Source organism: Hahella sp. HNIBRBA332 (assembly GCF_030719035.1).
In the GTDB taxonomy this organism is placed as follows: Bacteria; Pseudomonadota; Gammaproteobacteria; order Pseudomonadales; family Oleiphilaceae; genus Hahella.
Window position 1 is genome coordinate 343253 of record NZ_CP132203.1, and the last position, 21783, is coordinate 365035.

Sequence of the window (21783 nt, forward strand, 5' to 3'; positions counted from 1 at the left end):
AAATAATGCTGAATCTTCGGCTCCCATCACGTGTGTTGATTACATGAGAGTATTGCTTTTTATCTTTGTTTGGCTGACGGCCGCTTTTTCTTACGCTGCAGATGATCAATTCGACGTCTCCGATATTCGAGTGGATGGTTTGCAAAGGGTGTCCGCTGGAAGCGTTTTTACCGCGTTCCCTGTCAATGTGGGAGAGAGCGTTGATTCAAAGAAGCTCGCGGATGCTACCCGTTCGCTCTTTAAAACAGGGCTGTTCACTGACATCAAGCTGAGCCGGGAAGGCGATGTGCTGATCATAAATGTGACTGAGCGTCCATCAATCAGCAAAATTGAAGTTGAAGGGAATAAAAATCTACCCACTGAAGACTTAATGGAAGGCCTCAAGTCAGCCAAGCTCTCGGAAGGAGAAGTTTTTCAGCGGTCGACCTTGGAGCGTATAGAACTGGAAATTCTGCGCAGTTATGTCGCGCAGGGGCGTTACAATGCTTCTGTGAAAGCAGAGGTGGAAGAGTTGCCGCGTAACCGGGTGCAGTTGAACATCAACATCAAGGAAGGCCCGGTTTCAGCTATCCAGCATATTAACTTCGTCGGCAATAACGCTTTCTCGGATGATGACTTGCGCGACCTCATGCAGCTCAAACTGACCGGGTTTTGGGCGTCTATTTTCAGCAGCGATAAATACTCCAAGCAGAAGTTGAATGGCGACTTGGAGCGTATTCGTTCGCATTATCTGGATAATGGGTACATCAAGTTCAGCATTGAGTCCACACAGGTTTCCGTCTCCCCGGATAAAGAGCAAGTGTTCATTACGGTTAATGTGAATGAAGGGCCTCAGTACAAAATTCGCGACATTGCTTTGAAGGGCGATTTGAAAGTCGAAGAAGAAGAACTGCGCAAGCTGATTGTAGTGAAGTCCGGCGATACGTTCTCTCGTCAGCTTCTTACCGTAACTTCAGACATCATATCCAAGCGTCTGGGTAACGATGGTTACACATTCGCCAGTGTGAATGCGATTCCTGAGCCTCACGATGATAATACTGCTTCGGTTACTTTTTATGTTGAACCGGGTCGTCGCACCTATGTTCGCCGTGTCAACTTTAGCGGAAATACTTCAACCAGCGATGAGGTGCTGCGTCAGGAAATGGTGCAGATGGAGTCCGCAGCGGCTTCGACAGATTTGATTGAAGCATCCAAGTCAAGGTTGGAGCGTTTAGGATTCTTTAAGACCGTAACCGTAGAAACGCCTTTGGTTCCAGGAACCAATGATCAGATAGACGTGAATTATTCTGTAGAAGAGCAGCCTACTGGTAGTCTTTCCGCAAGTTTGGGTTACTCTCAGGATGGTGGCGCGACTGTCGGAGCCAGTGTGGCGGAGAAGAACTTCCTGGGAACGGGCCGACGGGTGTCATTTGGAGTTAACAAGAGTAAGAGTGTTCAGAGCGCGAACTTCTCGTACACCAATCCATACTATACCGTTGATGGGGTTAGCCGAGGCTTTAGTCTGTTTTACAAAGAAACAGACTATGATGATGATGACAACGATGTCGCTGCATACCTGAAAGACAGTATGGGAGGGGCTGTTAACTTTGGTTATCCAATTGACAGATTCTCAAGGCTGACTTTCAGCACAGGCTATACTCATACACGCATTAAGCTACCCAAGTATCCTGTTCAGGAAATCTCAGATTTCACCAATGAGTTTGGTTCAAACTACAATTTCTTTGATTTGTCCGCTACTTGGAGTCGCTCCACCTTGAATAAAGGGCTATTTCCGACTTCAGGGAACTCGCAGTCTCTCTCTATGAAGGTGACGCTTCCTGAATTGAGCGATTACAACTTTTATAAGCTGAACTACAACAATACTCAGTACTATCCTTTGTCCGAAGATCAGGAATGGGCGCTGAAGCTTAGGGCTGATTTGGCTTATGGAGATGGTTACGGCGATAACGACCGTTTGCCGTTCTTCGAGCATTATTATGCTGGCGGCTTTGGCTCAATTCGAGGATTTAAAGCGAATACGCTGGGGCCAAGGAGTACGCCGCACCCAGATAACCCGGACGACGACGAGGACCCATTTGGCGGTAATGTGCAAATTGAATCCAGCCTGGAGTTAATTGTGCCCTTCATTTTTGTAAAAGACCGTTCGCAGATTCGTAGTGTGGTGTTCTTGGATGGAGGGAATGTATTCGATACGGCAAGGGGATATGACCCTTCGGTAGATGAGCTTCGATTCTCTGCTGGTGTTGCGATGACATGGGTGACGCCGATTGGTCCTTTGTCTTTCAGCCTTGGTAAAGCATTGAATGACAAAGAAGGTGACAAGACTCAGTTCTTCCAGTTCTTGCTGGGGCAGACGTTCTAAAGAAAGAGATGACATATCCTGGCGCGCCGTCAAGAAGCGCGCTTAGGAGTTTGCACTGTCTTCGCGGCATATGGCCGAAGCAGGGGCTTGGTGTTAGCCAAGTTATGTAGAACCCGATAAACTCTGCGTCCTTGCTGGCGGCTTCCACTGCCGATAGAGATAAATGTTTAAGTTTAAGGAGCCCAATATGAAATTGATTCGAATAGCCGCTTTGGCGCTGGCGTTAGTAAGCACAGGATACGCTGGAATGGTGAGTGCGGCTCAGAAAGTGGCGGTAGTTGATCTACGTACAGCGCTGCTTTCCTCTCAGGCGGCCAAGAAGTTTGGCGAGAATCTTAAGAAAGACTTTGCTGACGAAGAAGCCAGATTAAGAGAGGTTGGCGAGCAGGCGCAAAAAATGCAGGAGCGCTTGAAAAAAGATTCCGCAATCATGAGTGAAACAGAGCGCACCAAACTGAATGCAGAGTTGGAGGAAAAGGCACAGGAATTTAATTTTCTGAAAAACAAATATCAGTCTGCCATTTCCAAGCGGGAAGAACTGTTTTTGCAGGAGTCCAAGCCCAAGGTTGACGAAGCGCTGAAGAAAATCGCGGAAAAAGAGAAAGTGGATGTTATCTTGCCCAGCAAGTTAGCGGTGTATGCGAATCCATCTCTGGATTTGACTGCAAAGCTAATTGAAGCGCTTAACAGCGCCAAGTAAGTTTCAGAGGCTGGAATTTATGGGCAAGACAGACCTTTCATATACTTTGGCGGATATCGCTTCGCGGATTGGCGCTGAGCTGCGGGGCGATGGCTCGGTAGAGGTGAAAGGGTTGGCGACATTGCAAAAGGCTCAGTCTGGACAGATTAGCTTTTTGGCTAACAAGAACTATCTGAAGCATTTGAAAGATACTTGCGCGTCCGCTGTCATCATTCCATCCAGCCTCGCTGATCAGTGTTCGACCAATGTACTGGTGATGGATAACTCATACTTCGGATATGCTCTTTGTAGTCAGTTGTTTTCCCCTCAGTGGTCGAGTATGAGTGGTGTATCTCCCTCAGCCGCCATATCTGAAAACGCCAAGCTTGGTGAAGGCGTAACTATTGGCGCTAACGCAGTAATTGAGGATGACGCCGAGATTTGCGATGGGGCGGTTATTGGTCCCGGCTGCTACATCGGCGCGGGTTCTATAGTCGGAGCGAACACTCAGTTGCGTCCAAACGTTACCGTCTATCATGGTGTGAGCATAGGAGCGAGAGTGCTTATCCATAGCGGCGCAGTGATTGGTTCAGATGGTTTTGGTTTTGCTCCCAACAAGGGGGATTGGGCCAAAATCGCTCAACTTGGTGGTGTGGTTATTGGCGACGATGTTGAAATAGGCGCCAACACAACCATTGATCGCGGCGCTTTGGATGACACTGTCATTGAAACCGGGGCAAAGCTGGACAACCAGATACAAATCGCCCATAACGTCAAAGTTGGTGCGTATACTGTTATCGCCGCCTGCGTAGGCGTTTCGGGAAGCTCGTCGATAGGCAAGCATTGCATGATCGGTGGCGGGGTAGGCATTGCCGGCCACTTGGAAATAACGGATCAGGTGCAAATTACGGGAATGACATTGGTGACTCATAATATCAAGGAGCCAGGAGTTTATTCCTCCGGCACTGCGGTGGAGCCCAATGCTTCGTGGCGAAAAAATGTGGCCCGTTTCCGACAGTTGGATCAGTTGGCGCGTAGGGTCAGGGTGCTGGAACAGGGCGGCCGCCGAAAGTCCGATGCGGATTGAAAGCGAACTGTAAAGTATTGAGAATCCGAGCCAACGGCTTTGTATAATCGATATTCATAAACTTATCCGGCATTGTGCAATCATGTTGTTGAGGCTTTCCAAATATGGAAATTAATGAAATTAAAGAATACTTACCTCACAGATATCCGTTCCTGTTAGTGGACCGGGTGCTGGAGATTAAGCCGGGCGAGTTTATTGCTGGTGTGAAGAACATCACTTACAACGAGCCGCAATTTACCGGTCACTTCCCCGATCATCCTATTATGCCCGGCGTGCTTATCATTGAAGCAATGGCCCAGGTGGCCGGAATTCTTGGGTTTGTCACTACAGGCAAAAAACCTGCGGACGGTTATACCTACTATTTGGCTGGGACGGATAAAGTGCGCTTCAAAAGGCCAGTTGTGCCAGGAGATCAACTGCGTCTGGAAGCGAAAATTGTGACTGACAAGCGCGGCATATGGAAATTCGCCTGCCGAGCTTTGGTCGACGGAAATGTCGTTTGCAGCGCGGAAATTTTAACTGCTGAGAGAAGGCTTTAATGTCCATTCACCCTCAGGCGATTGTTGAACAGGGAGCCAGAATCGCCGCAGATGCGGAGATTGGGCCATGGAGTTATATCGGAGCCGATGTTGAAATCGGTTCTGGAACAGTGGTCAATTCTCACGTAGTGATCAAAGGCCCCACAAAGATAGGAAAGAATAACCGTATCTTCCAATTCGCCAGCGTGGGAGAGGAATGCCAGGACAAAAAGTACAATGGCGAACCTACCGTATTAGAGATCGGCGACAATAACGTCATCCGTGAGAGTTGCACGATTCATCGTGGGACGGTTCAAGACCTGGGCGCTACTAAGATCGGTAGTAATAACCTGTTCATGGCGTACGTTCACGTCGCTCATGACTGTGTGGTTGGGGATAATTGTATTCTGGCGAATATGACGACCCTTGCAGGGCATGTGCATATTGGCGATTGGGCGATTCTCGGTGGTGGCACTATGGTGCACCAGTTTTGCAAAATTGGTGAGCACAGTATGTGCGCCGGCGGCAGTATCGTTTTGAAGGATATCCCTGCTTATATCATGGCGGGAGGGCAATCCGCCAAGGCTCACGGGCTGAATGTCGAGGGGCTGAAGCGCCGCGGTTTCTCCAGCGAGATAATATTGGAGTTACGTCGCGCTTATAAGACGCTGTACCGGCAAGGTCTAACGCTTGAGCAAGCGATAGAGAAACTTAAAGCTCCGGCCGCGGAATTTGCAGAAGTGGATACCTTCCTTCGTAGCGTACAGTCCTCGGCCAGAGGCATCGTTAGATAATCTCCTAAGATGACGCCCATATCACAACGACCGATTCGCATCGGCATTGTTGCCGGAGAGGCTTCCGGCGACCTGTTGGGGGCGGGCCTGATACAAGAATTAAAGGCGCTATACCCTCAGGCGACGTTTGAGGGCATTGGCGGCGAGCGAATGCTGAAAGAAGGGTTTAACACCTTCTTCCAAATGGAGCGCCTTTCAATTATGGGATTGGTTGAGGTGCTCGGCAGGCTGCCGGAATTGTTGGCTATGCGCCGCCGCATCGTTGAACACTTTACAGCGAATCCTCCCGATCTTTTTCTTGGTATTGATTCCCCAGATTTCACTATCGGTATCGAATTAAAATTGCGTCAGGCGGGAATTAAAACCGCTCACTACGTTAGTCCTTCCGTATGGGCCTGGAGACAGAATCGGGTGTTCAAAATCGCCAAAGCAGTTGACTTGATGCTGACGCTGCTGCCTTTTGAAGCTCGCTTTTACCGCGAACATAATGTGCCGGTAAAGTTTGTTGGCCATCCTTTGGCGGAAATTATTCCGCTTCACCCTGATAAAGTTGCAATGCGTCATGAACTCGGTATAGACGCGTCGGGTGAAGTTATCGCCGTGTTGCCAGGCTCCAGGGGCGGCGAGGTCTCCCGCTTGGGTCCCACTTTTGTTGAGACCATTGCCTGGCTACACCAACGGCGACCCGATATCCGGTTTCTGATTCCCGCCGCCAATCAGGCGCGACGAGCGCAAATTGAGCAACAGCTGCAATCTCATGGCGGCCGACTGCCTGTGACTCTGATTGACCAGCATTCACGTGAATGCATGATGGCTGCGGACGCTATACTGCTGGCCTCTGGAACGGCGACGCTTGAAGCTATGCTGGTGAAGCGTCCGATGGTAGTGGCTTATAAGCTTGCAACGCTCAGCTATTGGATTATGCGGCGCTTATTGAAAGCAAAATATATCTCTTTACCGAACCTGCTGGCGGATAAGGCTTTAGTTCCTGAGCTGATTCAGCAAGACGCGACGCCTTCCAGGTTGGGAGGGGCGTTGCTGAAGGAGCTGGACGTGGAGCGACGGAGAAGTCTTGAAGACGAGTTTGAAGGCCTGCATAAACTCATTCGGCAAAACGCCAGTGTAGTGGCGGCGCAGGCCATTGCGGAGTTAATTGAAAAAGGGCGTGTCGCAGGCCAAGACGGCAAAGAAGGGCAATAACATGAATAATTCGCAGATCGGCCTGTTCGATCAGGAAGCTGGTGAGCTTGTAGCAGGCGTCGACGAAGTGGGTAGAGGGCCTTTGGCGGGTCCAGTCGTGGCGGCGGCGGTCATATTAAACCCAGAAAAGCCTATTGAAGGCCTGAATGACTCAAAAAAACTAAGTCATCGCCAGCGGGTTGCGTTGTCACGGGAAATCAGAGAAAAAGCGCTGGCGTGGGCGACGGGGTGGGCTACTGTCGAAGAGATTGATCAAATTAATATCCTGCAGGCCTCATTGCTGGCGATGCAGCGTGCTGTGGCAGGCTTGCAAGTTACACCGGATCTGGCCCTGATAGACGGTAACAAAGTCCCCAGGTTGGAAATGCCTGCTGAAGCGATTGTTAAAGGCGATAGCAAAGTGGCGGCCATTGCGGCTGCTTCTATACTAGCTAAAGTAGAGCGTGACGAAGAACTGGATAGATTAGACGCTATATTCCCCGGGTATGGGCTGGCGGGACATAAAGGCTACCCTACGGCTCAACACTTATCCGCTTTGAAGGAGCTGGGGGTGACGGAAATACATCGGCGTAGTTATAAGCCGGTGCAGCAGTTGTTGCAAGGTGATTAAAGTGGCTAAGCATATCGTTAGTAACCTTCCCATCAGCGCCGTCGCCGCTGTGTTGCTATTCTGTTTTGGCGCGTCCGTGCAAGCGGAAATCTATAAGTGGGTTGATGAGCATGGAGAAGTGCATTTCAGCGATACGCGTCAGCACAAAGACGCCAAAGTTATAAAAGTGCAGCCCAATGTTACAGACGCGCAGAAGCGCGACGCTGAGCAGGTTGGTCAGCGCTATCAGCGTATCTATGAGCAGTATAAGGTTGAAGAGGCCGCGCGGGTCGCTCATGAAAAAGAGCGTGCGGCTCAGAAAGCCAAGGTAGATAATTACTGCGCGCAGCTTAGGAAGGATATCAATCAGATTGATCAAGGATACGCCTTCGCCCGCATTAAAGATGACGGCACGCCTGAGTATGTTTCTGACGAAGAAATTGCCCAGAGGCGTAATAAGTTGCAAGCGTTATATCAAGAAAAGTGCGCCCCTTAGCATTCGTTAAAAAAAGAGGGCTTGAAGCCCTCTTTTTAGTTCTGAAGCCCGGCGCTGACCCAGATCAGCGCGCCAAGTCTTTAAGTTTGCCTTTGACGCCTTTCCAATCATCCGCATCAGCCGGCGCGTCTTTTTTCTCCGTGATATTCGGCCAGACGCGGCAAAGCTCTTCATTCAGTGCGATAAATTCCTTTTGATCTTCCGGCAACTCATCCTCGGAAAAAATGGCTTCGGCGGGGCACTCTGGCTCACACAGAGCGCAGTCGATGCATTCGTCCGGATCGATAACGAGGAAGTTAGGGCCCTCATAAAAGCAGTCCACCGGGCACACTTCGACGCAATCGGTGTATTTGCACTTGATGCAATTTTCGGTAACAACAAAAGTCATGGTCTGATCCCTTATTATGAAACTCTGCGCGATTGCTCAGTGACCGTTGGGCCGCGCGATTTAGTATTGTAGAAAACCCTTTCGGCGCAAGCAACCCAGGCATCCTTGCAACGCCCGGGATACCTGAGTTTTCAGGTGTTCTCACTCATCGATTTCAGCTCATACAGCATATTTAATGCGTCTCGCGGAGAGAGCGAATCCACGTCCAGCTTTTGCAAGCGGGTCTCCACTTCGCTTGGCTCGATTCGGGCGAACAAATCGTCCTGGAGCGAAGGCGTAGGAGCCGTCAACGCAGGCTTGGACGCGCCGCTTTCCAGCTGTTTCAATTGCCTTTGCGCCTGATTGATGACCTGAGGCGGCACGCCCGCCAGTTGCGCCACCTGTATTCCGTAGCTCTTGCTCGCCGGACCCTCGTGTACAGTATGCAGGAAGACAATGCTGTCGTTGTGCTCCGTAGCGGTCAGGTGCACGTTGGCGACATTTGCGTGCGTCTTGGGTAGCGCGGTCAGTTCAAAGTAGTGTGTGGCGAACAAGGTAAAGGCCTGAATTTCTTGAGCTAAATGCTCGGCGCAGGCCCAGGCCAGTGAGAGTCCGTCAAAGGTGCTGGTGCCGCGGCCGACCTCATCCATCAAGACCAGACTCTGGCGGGTGGCGTAATGCAGGATGTTGGCGGTTTCCGTCATTTCCACCATGAATGTGGAGCGTCCGCCAGCAATGTCGTCCGAGGAGCCCATGCGGGTGAATACGCGGTCTATCGGGCCGATGGCCACTTGAGCGGCGGGCACGAAGCTGCCGCAGTAGGCCAGGATGACAATACATGCGGTCTGGCGCATGTAGGTAGACTTACCGCCCATGTTCGGGCCGGTAATGATCAGCATGCGATGTTTGTCCTGCAGATCCAGATCGTTGGGGACGAAAGGGTCCTGGCTGACCTGCTCAACAACTGGATGACGACCGCCTTCGATATGCAGCATATGCTCATCTGTGAGGTCCGGGCAGACCAGATTCAGTGTCAGCGCTCTTTCAGCAAAGTTGGACAGCACATCCAATTCTGATAGGGCGCGAGCGCTGTCCTGAAGAGGGGCGAGCTGTTCTGCGATGGTTTCCAGAATCTGGTCATAGAGCATCTTCTCCCTGCTCAATGCGCGGCTCTTGGCGCTCAGAGCTTTATCTTCAAAAGTTTTTAGCTCGGGTGTAATAAAGCGTTCGGCGTTTTTCAGTGTCTGGCGCCGAATATAGTCAGCGGGCGCCTGGTCGGATTGTGTGCGGCTCAGCTCGATGAAATAGCCGTGAACGCGGTTATAGCCCACTTTTAAAGAGGACAGCTGCGTGCGTTCTTTCTCGCGTTTCTCAATTTCCAGCAGGTAGTCGCCTGCGTTTTCACTGATGCCCCGCAATTCGTCCAGCTCTTCATCGAAACCCTGGCGAAGCACGCCGCCATCGCGAATGACGACAGGAGGATTTTCTTCTATAGCGCGGGCGAGAAGGTCTGCGATGTCTGGAAACTCACTGATTTGTTTGGCCAGGCGGCGCAAGTGAGCGTCGCTTAGCTCCTCCATCTGCTTCTGTAAGTCAGGCAGGAGCGTCAGAGTGTCCCGCAAGCGGGCGAGGTCGCGAGGGCGCGCCGAGCGTAGCGCTACCCGAGACAGGATGCGTTCGCTATCGCCAATCTGTTTGAGTGTCTCGTGTAATGCTTCGAACTGATAGTCTTCCAGCAGCTCTTTAATGGCGTTTTGACGCTGGCGCACCTCTTCCTGGCTGCGCAACGGACGATTCAGCCAGCGACGTAACATACGGCTACCCATGGCGGTGGCGGACTTGTCCATGACCCAGGCCAGCGTGTGTCTGGAATCTCCCGCTAAATTAACGTCAATTTCAAGGTTTCTGCGACTGGCGGCGTCAAGGATGATGGAGTCTTCGCGGCGCTCCCGAATCATAGTGCGGATATGGGGGAGTTGAGAGCGCTGCGTCTCCTGAGCATACTGAAACAGGCAGCCGGCGGCTTCAATGGCGACGCTCATGCCTTCACAATCGAATCCAGCCAGGTCTTTAGTGCGAAACTGCTGACATAGCAGGCGTTGGGCTGTTTCCTGCTCAAAATACCAAGGTGGCTGTTTTTGAACGCCAGTGTAGTTTTCCAATAGCGTCAGGAAAGGGAACTGCTCGCTGATTAGAATCTCTGCAGGGCGTAAGCGTTGCAGTTCACTGGCTAACGCTTCGGCTCCGCGCACTTCCTGGATCAAAAAGCGTCCTCCGGCGATATCCAGAGTGGCCAGACCGAATAAATCCTTATAAGCGCTTATCGCTAAAAGTAAGTTGTCCGACTTCTCTTCCAGAAAGGCTTCATCGCTGAGCGTGCCTGGTGTGACGACTCTGACGACCTTACGTTCCACCGGCCCTTTGCTGGCGGCGGGGTCGCCAACCTGTTCGCAGATGACGACGGATTCACCAAGGCGAACCAAACGGCCGATATATCCCTCTGCGGCATGGAAGGGAACGCCCGCCATCGGAATGGGCTGTCCGCCGGATTGGCCTCTTTGCGTCAAGGTGATATCCAGCAGCTCAGCGGCGCGGCGGGCGTCTTCGTAGAACAGCTCATAGAAGTCGCCCATTCTATAAAAAACGAGCTGATGAGGATGTTTCGCCTTGATGCCAAGATACTGTTGCATCATTGGCGTGTGTTGGGGTTTGATTGCGGATTCAATAGCGGACATGACAGAACAAAAGGATTGTGTAATTTTATGAATGAAGGCGGGATTGTAAGGGAAAGCCATGGCCTTAATAAAGGAGGCCGACTACTGTCCCGGAGCGTAATGCATGACCTTCCTATATTAAATTGGGGTTGATGGTGACGGAATGAACGATGAGATCAAGAGTCTGGCGGCGCGTTTAGGCATAATCCTGGGGGAGCGGGGCCTGAAGGTGACGACAGCTGAGTCTTGTACCGGCGGTGGAATCGCCTATGCGATTACCTCTGTCGCGGGTAGCTCGAATTGGTTTGAGGAAGGCGTGGTCACATACTCCAATGAAGCCAAGCAGTCGCGTTTACAAGTGTCGCCAGCGACTCTGATGCGATGCGGCGCAGTCAGCGAAGAGGTTGTGAAAGAGATGACGCTTGGCGCTTTGCAACGTACGCAGGCGCAGCTTGCTATCGCTGTGAGCGGAATAGCGGGGCCTGGAGGTGGGACCGCAGAAAAACCCGTCGGACTGGTTTGGGTTGCGTGGAGATTTCGGAATGCGCTCTTGGCGCAGAGCTTTCATTTTTCCGGGGATAGGGAGCAAGTGCGTCTGCAGTCCGTTGTGGAGGGATTGCGGGGAGCGATAGCGGTGTTGGAAAGCAATTTGTAGAAAATTTAAGCGTGACTTTGGACGTTGGGTTGTGGAATAATGCTGTCAATTTATACAGTAATTCTGGGTTGGAATAACAACTCGTACCGGTTAAATGAAATAAAGGGTGTTTAAGAATGGATGACAATCGTAAGAAGGCGTTGACGGCCGCTTTATCACAAATTGAGCGTCAGTTTGGTAAAGGCGCGGTCATGCGGATGGGGGAGCAGCCGAGAGAAATTATTCCTTCCGTCTCTACTGGCTCGCTTGGACTGGATATCGCTCTTGGCATCGGCGGTTTGCCATATGGACGTATTGTCGAGATCTATGGACCGGAGAGTTCCGGTAAAACCACTCTGACTCTGCAGGTGATTGCAGAAGCGCAGCGCCAGGGCAAAACCTGTGCGTTCGTTGATGCGGAGCATGCGCTGGACCCTATTTACGCAGAGAAGCTTGGCGTTAATATCGATCAACTGCTGGTTTCCCAGCCCGACACGGGCGAACAGGCTCTGGAAATCGCCGATATGCTGGTTCGCTCCGGCGCGGTCGATGTCATCATTATCGACTCCGTTGCTGCGTTAACGCCGAAGGCGGAAATCGAGGGCGAAATGGGAGATTCCCACGTTGGTCTGCAAGCCCGTTTGATGTCACAAGCTCTGAGAAAGTTGACCGGTAGTGTTAAGCAGGCGAATTGCTTGATGATCTTCATTAACCAGATTCGTATGAAAATCGGTGTAATGTTCGGGTCGCCAGAGACCACTACTGGCGGTAACGCGCTTAAGTTCTACGCTTCCGTTCGTCTTGATATTCGCCGCGTTGGCTCCGTGAAAGAAGGAGAGGAAGTCGTTGGTAACGAGACTCGCGTGAAAGTGGTGAAAAACAAAGTGTCGCCGCCTTTTAGACAAGCGGATTTTCAGATCATGTATGGCCGCGGTATTTACCGCACGGGAGAGATTATCGATCTGGGTGTGAAAGAAGGCTTTGTTGATAAGTCTGGCGCTTGGTATAGCTATAAAGGCGACAAGATTGGTCAAGGTAAAGCCAATTCATCCCGGTATCTGGAAGAGCATCCTGAAATTGCGGTAGAGATCGAAACCGCCATCAGAGATAAATTGATGCCAAAGATGCCAGCAAAAGAGAAAGAAGCGCCTGTCGCCCCAGTTGAGGCTGAATAAGGCCAAATCATACTGGACGTGTTTGCTCCATTCAAAATATAAGGGCGGCCTTAGAGCCGCCCTTATTGCGTTTCCTTGTCCATATTCCTTCTCTCTATTTTTCCGTATCGAGTATTGTCCTTTGTCGGATGAAGTGTTGACCGGGCTAGAGGACTTTCTTGGTCATAATCTTGGAAGGCTCACTTTCCATGCCGTTTATGTCCAGTACGGTGACAGCGAAATAGTGAACGCCTCTTTCCAGGTTGGAAAACGCATACTCATACTGCTGATCCCCAACTTCGACGTATTGCCAGTCGTTGTCTGATTCATGTTGGTGGTACACGCGGTAGCCTTCTAATTCATATAGCTCGATTTCGCTACCGTCTTCCCGGGTATATGGCGGTTCCCAGATGATAAACGCGCTACGGGCGTAGTTCGTTGATTGTTTTGCTGCGGCGATTTGGGGAACGTCCCCGTCGATACTGGAAGAGTCGCTTCCAGATCCTCCACCACCGCCACACCCTGTTAAAACAGCGCTTGCTAGAGTGAAGCTGAAAATGGCGGTGATAGATCTACAATTTGATTTGGCGCGGTGAAAAATACTTTTTAAGTATGAAATGGCTTTGAGCTCAAAGTTAACTTGATTCAAATCATTCCCCTATTAGTAGAGTTAGAGTTATAAGTTGGCGTTATAAACAGATAACGCCCCGCGCTCTTAGTCAGGATTCGTGCCAATAATAGCGGGGTGTCGATAATTCATATTAAAAACAAAGAGTTAGACTTTTTGTTTATCTCTTTCTGGATTTGGACTATTGTGAAAAGGGTTGCCTTTTTCTTACCAGAACGCCGGCATTTGAAGTTATTGCTATAAATTTCAAATAGTTAGATTGTCTGCAATTGGCGACAGCCATTGTAGAAACGAAAATGTAACTTGAGCAGTTGTGGAGAGGGAGAACGAATATGAAGTGGGTCGTATTGCTAGCTATCGTGGTCGCGGTCGTGATTTGGGTGGTTAATAGTCGGAAACGAAACCCTGTGAGCGATCCTGAAGTCAAAGAGCTTGATCAGAAGCGCTATTACGTGACGCCACCTAAGCCGGGTGACCTAGAACCTGAGGATAAAAGCGGCACGCAATACTAATTTGGCGGAAGGTTTTAAAGCGGTAATGGCCAGCTGCTTTTAGTCAGAGCGACCATGACGATATAGGCGAACGCTGTATAAGCGCTAAGTCCGAACAGGATGCGAGTCCCTTTTGTCTTGCCTCTCTTGAGCGCGAAAACGCCTAACGCGATGTAAATGATTAACCCCACCACTTTTGCGGTGAGCCATCCATTATGGAAGGGGTATTGCTGGAGCTTGAGCGCTAGTCCTATGGCGCTCAGCAGTAGTACCGTGTCGATAATGTGCGGAAGAATCTTACTTAACTTACGCTGTAAGAGCGGGCTTTCCAGAATCATCCAAATGAAGCGCAGGGTAAAGGACGCGAAAGTCAGCGCAACGCAGGTCATATGAATGTGTTTGAGCAGCATGTAGCTCATAGTGGGCTCCTTTCACAGCTTCTTTATTATTTAGGTTTGTTTGAACGACGGCCGCCTATTAGAAATTCTTTCCTTAAAAACTTAAAGTGTTAGTCAGTATTTCTTTATCTATTGCGCGTGACGCGCAGCCTTCATTAGGTGGTTTCTGAGCGATGAGTAACAACATAAGAATCGATGTGACAACGGACGATTTTGACCTTGGAGAGGAATCGCGTCGATTGACGAAGGGCGATACCCGTATCGGCGCGGTTTGCAGTTTTGTCGGCTTAGTGCGTGATTTCAGTGATAAGCCTGATGTTAAAGGACTTTATCTGGAGCACTATCCGGCGATGACGGAAAAGTCGCTGGTTAAAATTGCAGAGGAAGCTTCTCAGCGCTGGGACTTGAATGGGGTGCGAGTCATCCATCGAGTGGGCGAACTTTGGGCGGGAGATCAGATCGTGTTGGTAGTGACCGCCAGCGCCCACCGTGGTGACGCTTTCGCCGCCTGTGAGTTCATCATGGATTATTTAAAGGTGCAGGCGCCATTCTGGAAGAAGGAACTGACGGCGGGAGGAGAGCACTGGGTAGAAGCCAAAGAAAGCGATCAGGCCAGGGCTGGGGAGTGGAGAGCTGAGCCTGAATAGCAGCAATGAGCTGGGGCGAGCAAAGTGGCGCGAGTGCTTCTGTTATTTTTCCGTAGGCTTGTCCAGATGGGCCAGTTCATCCAGCGTATTGATGTTGCTGAACATCTCTGGACAATCGCTGAAGTCGATTTGCTGCAAGGGGCGTGAATCAAGCCAGCGTTTGACGCTACGTCCTTCGCTTTGTAAATAGCGAAGAATATCTTCAAAACTGCTGGCGGGAAGCAGGCAGTGCAGATATTGCAGTCGCTCCCCATCCCAGGCGATGTTTATCAGGTTGTCGCGTCTGCCGGCAAACATGCGAAGCGCGTATTCAGGCATAAGAAGGGGCGTATCGCAGGGGCTGACCAATAGCCATTTTTTACTCATATACGGTTGGGCGGAGTAGATGCCCGCCAGAGGGCCGGCGAACTCCCCCCAGGCGTCGGAAAAGACAAAAGGCGTCATGCGCTGATACTGCGCCGTATTGCGATTGCAACTGATTAAAACTCGTTCGCAGGTTTTGGTGAATGTGGAGTGAATATGTTCGGCGAGAGGTCGGCCGCGCCAGGATAGCAGCCCTTTGTCATTGCCGCCCGCGCGCTGTCCTTTGCCCCCCGCGAGAATCAGCCCGTCGCAATCCAACATCGTCGACGGCTCAGTCATGAAGCTCTTGAGCGGCAGACTTCCTGCGCTTTGCTGAATAAACCTTCAATACGGGACAAAGCATTATCAACTTCTCTGGAGTAATCTCTGCTGGAGGCGCAGTAGGCGAATTGGATGCCGTACCTGAAGCCATGCTCATGTTCGCCACAGTTAAGAATTTGGGCTTGAATGCCATTTTCAGCAATGTAGCGGCCACGGAAACAAAGTTCAATCTTCTCGCCGAGACGAAATTTCTGACTGCTATGAAACGCCATACCATAGCGATTAAAGTCTATGCAGTTAACGACGATGCGAGTTTTGGAGCGGCTGAACAAGCCAGGCAAGCAAACGGTTGCTGTCAGGGCTGAAGTGGTATGCCGTATTTTGATGCGACGTTCTGATTGGATGGGAAAAGTCACTTCCTGCATGATCTTATGCTGAGTCTGTATCTTTTGGGTAATAGCGTTAAGCCCGATGGATTCCCTTTATCGGGCTTCTCATTTTATTAGTTGGATTTGGATAATAAATGCTCGGTTTCGTGTTTTGTGAGCTGGCGCAATCCGTGTGGTTAACAGCGAGGGGTTAAACAGCAGTATTCACCAGTCTTCCTGTTCTACTCTCCAGCTCTTCCGGCTGCCCGTCTCGCGCACCGAGCAGTTTCGGAGTGCGTCGGTCTCTCCTTTTGCGGCGCTCCTGGCCCTCGTAGTCGTTTTCATCGCTACGTCGGCGATCCGGACGCATGCGGCGGTCATGCAGTTCACCTTCTGTCAGAGGCGCCTGCGCTGGCGTGGACTCGACCTGTGCAGCCTGCTTCAAGGAAGCGGAGCTGGGGGGGGAAGGCCTGTTTCTGGCGTCATTAATGTACATGTTTGGATTTCCTCTGATAGGTTGTCTTTCATTTTTTCAATCATTCCCTATTGTTGTATTAACTCGCCTTGAATTGTTGCGCTTGGCCCTGTTTCCGGTCGGCGTCGCCGTAACCGGAGTTACGCTAAACTTATAACGGCGGGCATAGGAAAAACTTTAGTCCGCCTAGTCAATCGTCAGTGCTTTTGCGGGACTTACAGCGTTGGCGGGAGCGGCGGGAGAGCATCTTGGATAATTGTGTAAAAGCGGTTTTGCGCTAAAGCCGATTTGGTTAAACTTGACCCTTTTTTGGGAAGTCGCAGGTGAGCCGGCGTGGCGAGCAGCGATCTATACACGCATTTTGACGCCCCGGTTTAGCATCGGGCGGAGTCTATGAGTAAGAAAAAGCCCCTACAAATCCAATCGCTCTACAAACCCTGTCTGACAAAAGATTTTAAATTCAGCAGCACGCGCGCGCTGGAGCCGCTGGAAGGAATTCTTGGGCAAAATCGCGCCCAGGAGGCGGTGCAGTTCGCTATTTCCATGGCGGATGCCGGCTATAACATATACGCCATCGGCCGCAACGGTCTGGGTAAGCGGACGATGATCATGCGCTTCCTGGAGAAAAAGCGCTCTGATGCGGTCGCCAGCGACTGGTGTTACGTCAACAACTTTGACGACGTACGCTCGCCAAAAGTACTGCGTCTTCCAGCCGGTCTGGGAATGCCGTTAAAGAAAGATCTGGAGCAACTGTTGGTGCGCCTGCAAAAGGGCATTCCGCAGGCGTTTGACAACGAATCGTACTATGAGCGCGCAGAGCAGATTAAAAACGAGCTGAGCCAGAAGCAGGAAAAATCACTTAGTCGCATCGCCAACGCCGCCAAAAAACAGCAAATCAGCCTGACTGTGACGACGCCGGGCGGTTATCGTCTGGTCGCGACGGACGGCGAGAAGCCATACAGTGCGGAAACCTTTGCGGAACTTCCGGAAGCTCGCCAGCAAGAGTTCGAGGACGCGATCAACAAGTTGGAGAAAAAGCTCCGCACGGTGCTGCGTCGACTTAGCCAGTGGGAGCAGGAATATGCGGACAAACAGCAGGCGCTGAACGAAGAGATTGCGCTGGCGGTTTCTCAGCACTTGATCGACAACCTGAAGAAAAAGTATCGCGAGCACATAGAAGTTGTCGAACACTTGGAGCGTATTCAGGCGGACCTGCTGAAGAACGTCGAGATTTTTCTCGATGACGGCGAAGAGCAGGCGGCTCTGGCTGCGGCCACTATGGATAATAAGCTGCCCAGGCGCTATCAAGTGAATGTGATGGTGCATCATGACGCCAATGGCAATGCGCCGATCGTTGTGGAAGACAACCCCAACTACTACAACCTGTTCGGAGCGGTGGAAAACGTCACTTACAAAGGCACCGTATTTACCGACTTTACCTTGATCCGGCCGGGAGCCCTGCATCGCGCCAATGGCGGCTATCTGCTTATGGACGCCATCAAAGTGCTTGAGCAGCCTTTTGTCTGGGATGCAATCAAACGCACGCTGCGCTCAGGCAACGTGGCCATGAACGCGCTGGAGAAAGAGATAACGCTGTCCGGTACGATTTCTCTGGAGCCGGAGCCAATGCCGCTGGAAGTGAAAATTGTGCTGTTCGGCGATAGGGATACTTACTTGTTGCTGCAGCAGTATGATCCAGACTTTGGCGAACTGTTCAAGGTGACGGCGGACTTTGAAAGTGAGATTTCGCGCACTCCTGAAACCCAAATGCACTATGCCCGCTTTATTACCAGCTTGGTGCGTGAGAAGGGGCTGATGCCTTGTGATCGCTATGCGGTGATGAGGATTCTTGAACATAGCGCTCGCGTCGCGGAAGATCAGAACCGGTTGTCTTTACACGCGGCGGATATCGCTAATCTATTGCGTGAGAGTAACTACTGGGCTAACGAAGCCAAAGCCAAAATGATCCATTCGGAGCATGTCGACAAAGCGCTGCGCAGCGCCGAATACCGTTCCAGTCGAATTCGCGATCAGGTGTTCGACAGTATTCGCGACGGCACTACGCTGATTTCCACTCTCGGAGAGAAAGTAGGGCAAATCAATGCGTTGTCGGTGCTGAGCACGGGCGACCATGAATTTGGCGTGCCAAGCCGGGTGACTGCGACCACACACTATGGCGACGGCGAAGTGATTGATATTGAGCGCGACGTCAAACTGGCCGGCGCTATTCACTCCAAAGGCATGATGATTCTGTCTGCGTATCTGGCTTCTATTTTCGGCAAGAATGGCCCTATCAGAATTTCCGCCAGTATCGCGTTTGAGCAGTCGTACAGTGAAGTTGACGGCGACAGTGCTTCCATGGCGGAGTTCTGCGCGATCATTTCTTCTATTGCTGATGCGCCCATCAAGCAGAATATTGCCATTACCGGCTCGATGAACCAGTTTGGCGACTCTCAACCAGTTGGCGGGGTTAACGAGAAGATTGAAGGCTTCTTTGAAACCTGCTGCATCAAAGGGTTAAGTGGGGAGCAGGGCGTGATAATACCTGCTTCCAACGAGCACAACCTGATGCTGAACAAGCGTGTGTTAGACGCCTGCAAGGAAAAGAAATTCTTCATATATTCCGTCAGGAATGTGGGAGAGGCGCTGGAGATTTTGACTGGACTGCGTGTTGGACAGCCAAATGAAAAAGGAACCTATAGCCGTAATACGTTATTTGGAATGGTTCAGCAGAAACTCAAGCAACTGAAAATGGCGGAGAGACGTCACTAAGGCGTCCCTCCGTGCCTAAAGGCGTGCGGCGTCTCTGGCCGCATGCCTCAGCTCTGGGCTTTAACTGGCTTCACCACCGTCACCAAAGGGAGCCGCGCGCCGCAATGGCTGCAAAAACGGGCTTCTGCTTCATGTAAATCTTTTTCGCAGGAACGACAGGCCAGGCTCAGGTAGTTGTTGCGCAGGACGTTGGAAAGTTCGGCGGTAAAAATACCTGTTGGTACGGCGATGATAGCGTAACCCATCACCATGACCATCGCCGCCAAGCCTTGGCCAAGGTCTGTCCTTGGGGCGATGTCCCCATATCCTACGGTCGTGAGTGTGACGATAGCCCAATAAATACTGCGTGGAATGCTGGTGTAGCCATTGGCAGGGCCTTCTATCAGATACATCAGGCAGCCGAATAAGGTGACCAGCACCAGGATGGAAAACAGAAACACCGTAACTTTTTGCCGGCTTTGGCGGATCGCGTGCAATAACAGGTTGGCCTGAGAAACGTACTTCGCCAGCCGCAGGATACGAAATACCCTCAGAACCCTGAGCACCCTGATAACCAGCAGATAGTGCGCGCCGCCCACGAACAAACTCAGATAGGTTGGGATGATGGAGAGCAGGTCGACAATGCCGTAAAAGCTGAAAATATAGCGAACGGGCTTGTCCACACAGTAAATTCGCAACAGATACTCAATTGTGAACAATATTGTGAAGAACCACTCAATGGCCACGAACCAGTCGCCATACTTCAGCCGGAAATCACTGACGCTGTCCAGCATAACGGTGATAACGCTTATGAGAATGCCGCCGATCAGCGCTATGTCAAAGGCTTTGCCGGCAGGGGTGTCAGCGTGAAAAATAATGATGTAAAGCTGCCTACGCAGCTTGTCGTTAATAGACATGTTTTTCTCGAAACCGGTTTAACGGATAACCACGCCGCAGATTCTAATTCATCATTGAGGATGCGCAACTGTTTACTGGTGAGCGGCGATAGTTATCAAGACTGAGTGGGGAGCAATCAGGCGGCGGGAATATATCGATAAGTCAGGTTTACTCGCGGACCCACGGGCGCCTTCGTTTTAGGTAGTTGGTGGCGCCAGTGGCGCTGCATGTCTCCAGACATGATCAGCAGCGAGTTATGCAACAGCTCTATCGCCAGGGTTTGGCCTCCCCGTTTGGGCTTAATCTGAAACGTGCGCGTCGCGCCAAAAGAAAAAGAAGCAATAATGGGGGCGGGCCCCAGTTCTGGCTCATCATCAGCGTGCCATGAAACGCTGTCCTGTCCGTTTCGATACAGGTTACACAGAGCGCAGTTGAACTCGGCGGAAGCGAGTTCAGAGGCGATATGGCGCAGCTGCTGTAATACTGGAGGAAAAGGAGTGGGGCTCAGACGCAGGCCGGAGTAAGCATAATGACAGTGCGGTTCGCCATACCATGCTTGCAGGCGCGGGATAGGAATAGTACGACCTTGTATGCGCAGGCTGTCCTGACGCCAATCCAAATGCTGGGATAGCTCTTCCAAAACAGAGGCGGCATCAGCCTCTTCCAGTACAGGATGAACGAGGGTGAGCGCACCGTTGGCTATTGTAATGGACTCAATCTGTAAATCTGAATGTTGGCGTAACTGCATGCGTTCTAGTTTATCCTCACGGGTTGTCGACGAGGGCCCCAGTTTCCTGGGTGCGATTCAAATACGCCAGGTAAGGCGGCTCCACAATGGACGCATTCTCCGTGTGCATTCAAGCCCCATGCGCCGAGGCGATACCAGTCTCGTTCTATCAGTAACTCTCCACAGCTGGCGCACCATGTGCTGCCGCCCTGGCTGTCATGCACGTTGCCGGTGTACGCGTAGCGTACGCCGTTTTTCATGGCGATGTCCCGGGCGCGGGTGAGTGTTTCCGGTGGCGTGTGGGGTCTATCCCTCATTTTCCAATCCGGGTGAAAGGCGGAGAAATGCATGGGAACGTCTGGGCCAAGGTGTTCAACCACCCATTGAGACATGTCTTCCAACTCTTGGGAGGAGTCATTTTCACCTGGAATCAATAACGTTGTGATTTCGAACCAAACCGAAGTCTCTTGCTTCAGATAGACCAGGGTATCCAGCACCTCCGCCAGGTGCGCACCGCAGATCTTATGGTAGAAGCGTTCCGTAAAGGCTTTCAGATCAACGTTGGCGGCGTCCATGTAGCGATAGAATTCCTGGCGGGGTTCTGGGCACATGAAGCCTGCTGTCACCGCGACAGACTTTACGCCGACTTCATGGCAGGCTTGCGCCACATCAATTGCGTATTCGTGAAAGATTACGGGATCATTGTAAGTGAAGGCGATGCTGCGGCAGCCGTAATGCCGGGCGGCGTCAGCGAGCTGTTGCGGCATGGCGGTGGCGGCGAGAGTATCCATTTCTCTGGATTTGCTCATATCCCAGTTTTGACAGAATTTACAGGCGAGATTGCAGCCGGCGGTGCCAAAAGACAGCACAGGCGTGCCTGGTAGAAAATGATTTAAAGGTTTCTTTTCAATGGGATCGATACAAAATCCGCTGGAGCGACCATAGCTGGTCAGAACAATGGCGTCATTCTCTCGCGCACGAACAAAGCACAAGCCCTGTTGTCCTTTGTGCAGCTTACAGGCGCGAGGGCAGATATCGCACTGAATACGGCCATCGTCCAGCTGGCGCCAATAGCGAGTAGGGTGACTTGGGGGCGGTTGGAGTTGGGCCATCATTAAAATCAGGTTAGAAACGCCTGCCTCCGCTTACATTTGTCAGCTATCGGACGGATAAACGGTTTTAC

The 21783-nt window shown here is 51.3% G+C and carries 23 protein-coding genes; 13 read left to right on the forward strand and 10 right to left on the reverse strand.

All coding sequences use genetic code 11. The features are described from left to right. Positions 1–43: 43 nt before the first annotated feature. From bamA to O5O45_RS01755, 8 genes are all read left to right on the forward strand, one after another. Positions 44–2362 carry an outer membrane protein assembly factor BamA gene (gene bamA / locus O5O45_RS01720; protein WP_305903582.1) on the forward strand — a complete coding sequence of 773 codons (2319 nt, stop codon included), beginning with the start codon at positions 44–46 and terminating at the stop codon, positions 2360–2362. 187 nt (positions 2363–2549) lie between these two features. Then, a complete protein-coding gene (locus O5O45_RS01725) occupies positions 2550–3062 on the forward strand; it encodes an OmpH/Skp family outer membrane protein (protein ID WP_011398981.1) in 513 nt (170 codons plus the stop codon). 19 nt (positions 3063–3081) lie between these two features. After that, a complete protein-coding gene (lpxD, locus tag O5O45_RS01730; RefSeq protein WP_305903583.1) occupies positions 3082–4128 on the forward strand; it encodes a UDP-3-O-(3-hydroxymyristoyl)glucosamine N-acyltransferase in 1047 nt (348 codons plus the stop codon). A 104-nt stretch (positions 4129–4232) separates the two neighbouring features. Then, complete coding sequence (gene fabZ / locus O5O45_RS01735) at positions 4233–4667, forward strand: 3-hydroxyacyl-ACP dehydratase FabZ (protein ID WP_305903584.1); 435 nt, start codon at positions 4233–4235, stop codon at positions 4665–4667. Beyond that, positions 4667–5440 carry an acyl-ACP--UDP-N-acetylglucosamine O-acyltransferase gene (gene lpxA, locus O5O45_RS01740; protein ID WP_305903585.1) on the forward strand — a complete coding sequence of 258 codons (774 nt, stop codon included), beginning with the start codon at positions 4667–4669 and terminating at the stop codon, positions 5438–5440. The genes fabZ and lpxA overlap by 1 nt, the downstream gene beginning before the upstream one ends. 9 nt (positions 5441–5449) lie before the next feature. Beyond that, positions 5450–6640: a lipid-A-disaccharide synthase gene (gene lpxB, locus O5O45_RS01745; protein WP_305903586.1), complete on the forward strand. Its 1191-nt coding sequence runs from the start codon at positions 5450–5452 to the stop codon at positions 6638–6640. Position 6641: 1 nt separating this feature from the next. Further along, the gene (rnhB, locus tag O5O45_RS01750; protein WP_305903587.1) at positions 6642–7250 is read left to right on the forward strand and encodes a ribonuclease HII; all 609 of its coding nucleotides are present in this window, start codon (positions 6642–6644) and stop codon (positions 7248–7250) included. A 1-nt stretch (position 7251) separates the two neighbouring features. Next, positions 7252–7725 (forward strand): DUF4124 domain-containing protein, encoded by a 474-nt coding sequence (locus O5O45_RS01755; protein WP_305903588.1) that lies wholly within the window; start codon positions 7252–7254, stop codon positions 7723–7725. A gap of 64 nt (positions 7726–7789) precedes the next feature. Here the strand turns inward: O5O45_RS01755 and fdxA are convergent, their stop codons facing one another. After that, positions 7790–8113: a ferredoxin FdxA gene (gene fdxA / locus O5O45_RS01760; RefSeq protein WP_011398974.1), complete on the reverse strand. Its 324-nt coding sequence runs from the start codon at positions 8111–8113 to the stop codon at positions 7790–7792. A gap of 131 nt (positions 8114–8244) precedes the next feature. Continuing rightward, positions 8245–10827 (reverse strand): DNA mismatch repair protein MutS, encoded by a 2583-nt coding sequence (gene mutS, locus O5O45_RS01765; protein WP_305903589.1) that lies wholly within the window; start codon positions 10825–10827, stop codon positions 8245–8247. Positions 10828–10969: 142 nt separating this feature from the next. On the opposite strand from mutS, the gene O5O45_RS01770 reads away from it, so the two are divergent. Then, positions 10970–11461, forward strand: a complete 492-nt coding sequence (locus tag O5O45_RS01770; RefSeq protein WP_305903590.1) for a CinA family protein — start codon at positions 10970–10972, stop codon at positions 11459–11461. Between the two features lie 116 nt (positions 11462–11577). After that, a complete protein-coding gene (gene recA / locus O5O45_RS01775; protein WP_305903591.1) occupies positions 11578–12615 on the forward strand; it encodes a recombinase RecA in 1038 nt (345 codons plus the stop codon). A gap of 145 nt (positions 12616–12760) precedes the next feature. Here recA and O5O45_RS01780 read toward each other — a convergent pair whose 3' ends face one another. Next, complete coding sequence (locus O5O45_RS01780; RefSeq protein ID WP_305903592.1) at positions 12761–13243, reverse strand: fibronectin type III domain-containing protein; 483 nt, start codon at positions 13241–13243, stop codon at positions 12761–12763. Positions 13244–13554: 311 nt separating this feature from the next. Here O5O45_RS01780 and O5O45_RS01785 point away from each other — a divergent pair, with 311 nt between their 5' ends. Next, complete coding sequence (locus tag O5O45_RS01785) at positions 13555–13734, forward strand: hypothetical protein (protein WP_216734988.1); 180 nt, start codon at positions 13555–13557, stop codon at positions 13732–13734. A gap of 14 nt (positions 13735–13748) precedes the next feature. On the opposite strand, the gene O5O45_RS01790 is transcribed toward O5O45_RS01785, so the two are convergent. Then, positions 13749–14132 (reverse strand): SirB2 family protein, encoded by a 384-nt coding sequence (locus O5O45_RS01790; RefSeq protein WP_305903593.1) that lies wholly within the window; start codon positions 14130–14132, stop codon positions 13749–13751. A gap of 152 nt (positions 14133–14284) precedes the next feature. On the opposite strand from O5O45_RS01790, the gene moaE reads away from it, so the two are divergent. Beyond that, entirely contained in the window at positions 14285–14758 is a 474-nt protein-coding gene (gene moaE, locus O5O45_RS01795) for a molybdopterin synthase catalytic subunit MoaE (RefSeq protein ID WP_305903594.1), read from the forward strand. Positions 14759–14800: 42 nt separating this feature from the next. Here the strand turns inward: moaE and mobA are convergent, their stop codons facing one another. The 3 genes from mobA to O5O45_RS01810 form a co-directional block, all read right to left on the reverse strand. Continuing rightward, on the reverse strand, positions 14801–15400 hold the full coding sequence (gene mobA / locus O5O45_RS01800) for a molybdenum cofactor guanylyltransferase MobA (RefSeq protein WP_305903595.1): 600 nt from the start codon (positions 15398–15400) through the stop codon (positions 14801–14803). Then, complete coding sequence (locus tag O5O45_RS01805; protein WP_305903596.1) at positions 15397–15807, reverse strand: PilZ domain-containing protein; 411 nt, start codon at positions 15805–15807, stop codon at positions 15397–15399. Before O5O45_RS01805 ends, mobA begins: the two co-directional genes overlap by 4 nt. Positions 15808–15961: 154 nt before the next feature. Continuing rightward, on the reverse strand, positions 15962–16246 hold the full coding sequence (locus O5O45_RS01810) for a hypothetical protein (RefSeq protein WP_305903597.1): 285 nt from the start codon (positions 16244–16246) through the stop codon (positions 15962–15964). 372 nt (positions 16247–16618) lie between these two features. Between O5O45_RS01810 and O5O45_RS01815 the strand changes: the two genes are divergently transcribed. Continuing rightward, complete coding sequence (locus O5O45_RS01815; protein WP_305903598.1) at positions 16619–18997, forward strand: Lon protease family protein; 2379 nt, start codon at positions 16619–16621, stop codon at positions 18995–18997. 47 nt (positions 18998–19044) lie between these two features. Here the strand turns inward: O5O45_RS01815 and O5O45_RS01820 are convergent, their stop codons facing one another. The 3 genes from O5O45_RS01820 to amrS all read right to left on the reverse strand — a co-directional run bounded on the left by O5O45_RS01820 (position 19045) and on the right by amrS (position 21715). Then, positions 19045–19893: an ion transporter gene (locus O5O45_RS01820; RefSeq protein ID WP_305903599.1), complete on the reverse strand. Its 849-nt coding sequence runs from the start codon at positions 19891–19893 to the stop codon at positions 19045–19047. A 116-nt stretch (positions 19894–20009) separates the two neighbouring features. Further along, a complete protein-coding gene (locus O5O45_RS01825) occupies positions 20010–20621 on the reverse strand; it encodes an alpha-ketoglutarate-dependent dioxygenase AlkB family protein (protein WP_305903600.1) in 612 nt (203 codons plus the stop codon). Between the two features lie 5 nt (positions 20622–20626). Then, on the reverse strand, positions 20627–21715 hold the full coding sequence (gene amrS / locus O5O45_RS01830; RefSeq protein ID WP_305903601.1) for an AmmeMemoRadiSam system radical SAM enzyme: 1089 nt from the start codon (positions 21713–21715) through the stop codon (positions 20627–20629). Positions 21716–21783: the final 68 nt, after the last annotated feature.

Excerpts from the sequence above, each read along its gene's own strand:
- fdxA (WP_011398974.1), bottom strand. The coding sequence starts at position 8,113 with ATGACTTTTGTTGTTACCGAAAATTGCATCAAGTGCAAATACACCGAT.
- mobA (WP_305903595.1), bottom strand. The coding sequence starts at position 15,400 with ATGACTGAGCCGTCGACGATGTTGGATTGCGACGGGCTGATTCTCGCG.
- recA (WP_305903591.1), top strand. The coding sequence starts at position 11,578 with ATGGATGACAATCGTAAGAAGGCGTTGACGGCCGCTTTATCACAAATT.
- O5O45_RS01805 (WP_305903596.1), bottom strand. The coding sequence starts at position 15,807 with ATGCAGGAAGTGACTTTTCCCATCCAATCAGAACGTCGCATCAAAATA.
- O5O45_RS01820 (WP_305903599.1), bottom strand. The coding sequence starts at position 19,893 with ATGTCTATTAACGACAAGCTGCGTAGGCAGCTTTACATCATTATTTTT.
- O5O45_RS01825 (WP_305903600.1), bottom strand. The coding sequence starts at position 20,621 with ATGCAGTTACGCCAACATTCAGATTTACAGATTGAGTCCATTACAATA.
- O5O45_RS01785 (WP_216734988.1), top strand. The coding sequence starts at position 13,555 with ATGAAGTGGGTCGTATTGCTAGCTATCGTGGTCGCGGTCGTGATTTGG.
- amrS (WP_305903601.1), bottom strand. The coding sequence starts at position 21,715 with ATGATGGCCCAACTCCAACCGCCCCCAAGTCACCCTACTCGCTATTGG.
- bamA (WP_305903582.1), top strand. The coding sequence starts at position 44 with ATGAGAGTATTGCTTTTTATCTTTGTTTGGCTGACGGCCGCTTTTTCT.
- O5O45_RS01770 (WP_305903590.1), top strand. The coding sequence starts at position 10,970 with ATGAACGATGAGATCAAGAGTCTGGCGGCGCGTTTAGGCATAATCCTG.
- lpxB (WP_305903586.1), top strand. The coding sequence starts at position 5,450 with ATGACGCCCATATCACAACGACCGATTCGCATCGGCATTGTTGCCGGA.
- fabZ (WP_305903584.1), top strand. The coding sequence starts at position 4,233 with ATGGAAATTAATGAAATTAAAGAATACTTACCTCACAGATATCCGTTC.
- O5O45_RS01815 (WP_305903598.1), top strand. The coding sequence starts at position 16,619 with ATGAGTAAGAAAAAGCCCCTACAAATCCAATCGCTCTACAAACCCTGT.
- rnhB (WP_305903587.1), top strand. The coding sequence starts at position 6,642 with ATGAATAATTCGCAGATCGGCCTGTTCGATCAGGAAGCTGGTGAGCTT.
- mutS (WP_305903589.1), bottom strand. The coding sequence starts at position 10,827 with ATGTCCGCTATTGAATCCGCAATCAAACCCCAACACACGCCAATGATG.
- O5O45_RS01790 (WP_305903593.1), bottom strand. The coding sequence starts at position 14,132 with ATGAGCTACATGCTGCTCAAACACATTCATATGACCTGCGTTGCGCTG.
- moaE (WP_305903594.1), top strand. The coding sequence starts at position 14,285 with ATGAGTAACAACATAAGAATCGATGTGACAACGGACGATTTTGACCTT.
- O5O45_RS01810 (WP_305903597.1), bottom strand. The coding sequence starts at position 16,246 with ATGTACATTAATGACGCCAGAAACAGGCCTTCCCCCCCCAGCTCCGCT.
- lpxD (WP_305903583.1), top strand. The coding sequence starts at position 3,082 with ATGGGCAAGACAGACCTTTCATATACTTTGGCGGATATCGCTTCGCGG.
- O5O45_RS01725 (WP_011398981.1), top strand. The coding sequence starts at position 2,550 with ATGAAATTGATTCGAATAGCCGCTTTGGCGCTGGCGTTAGTAAGCACA.
- lpxA (WP_305903585.1), top strand. The coding sequence starts at position 4,667 with ATGTCCATTCACCCTCAGGCGATTGTTGAACAGGGAGCCAGAATCGCC.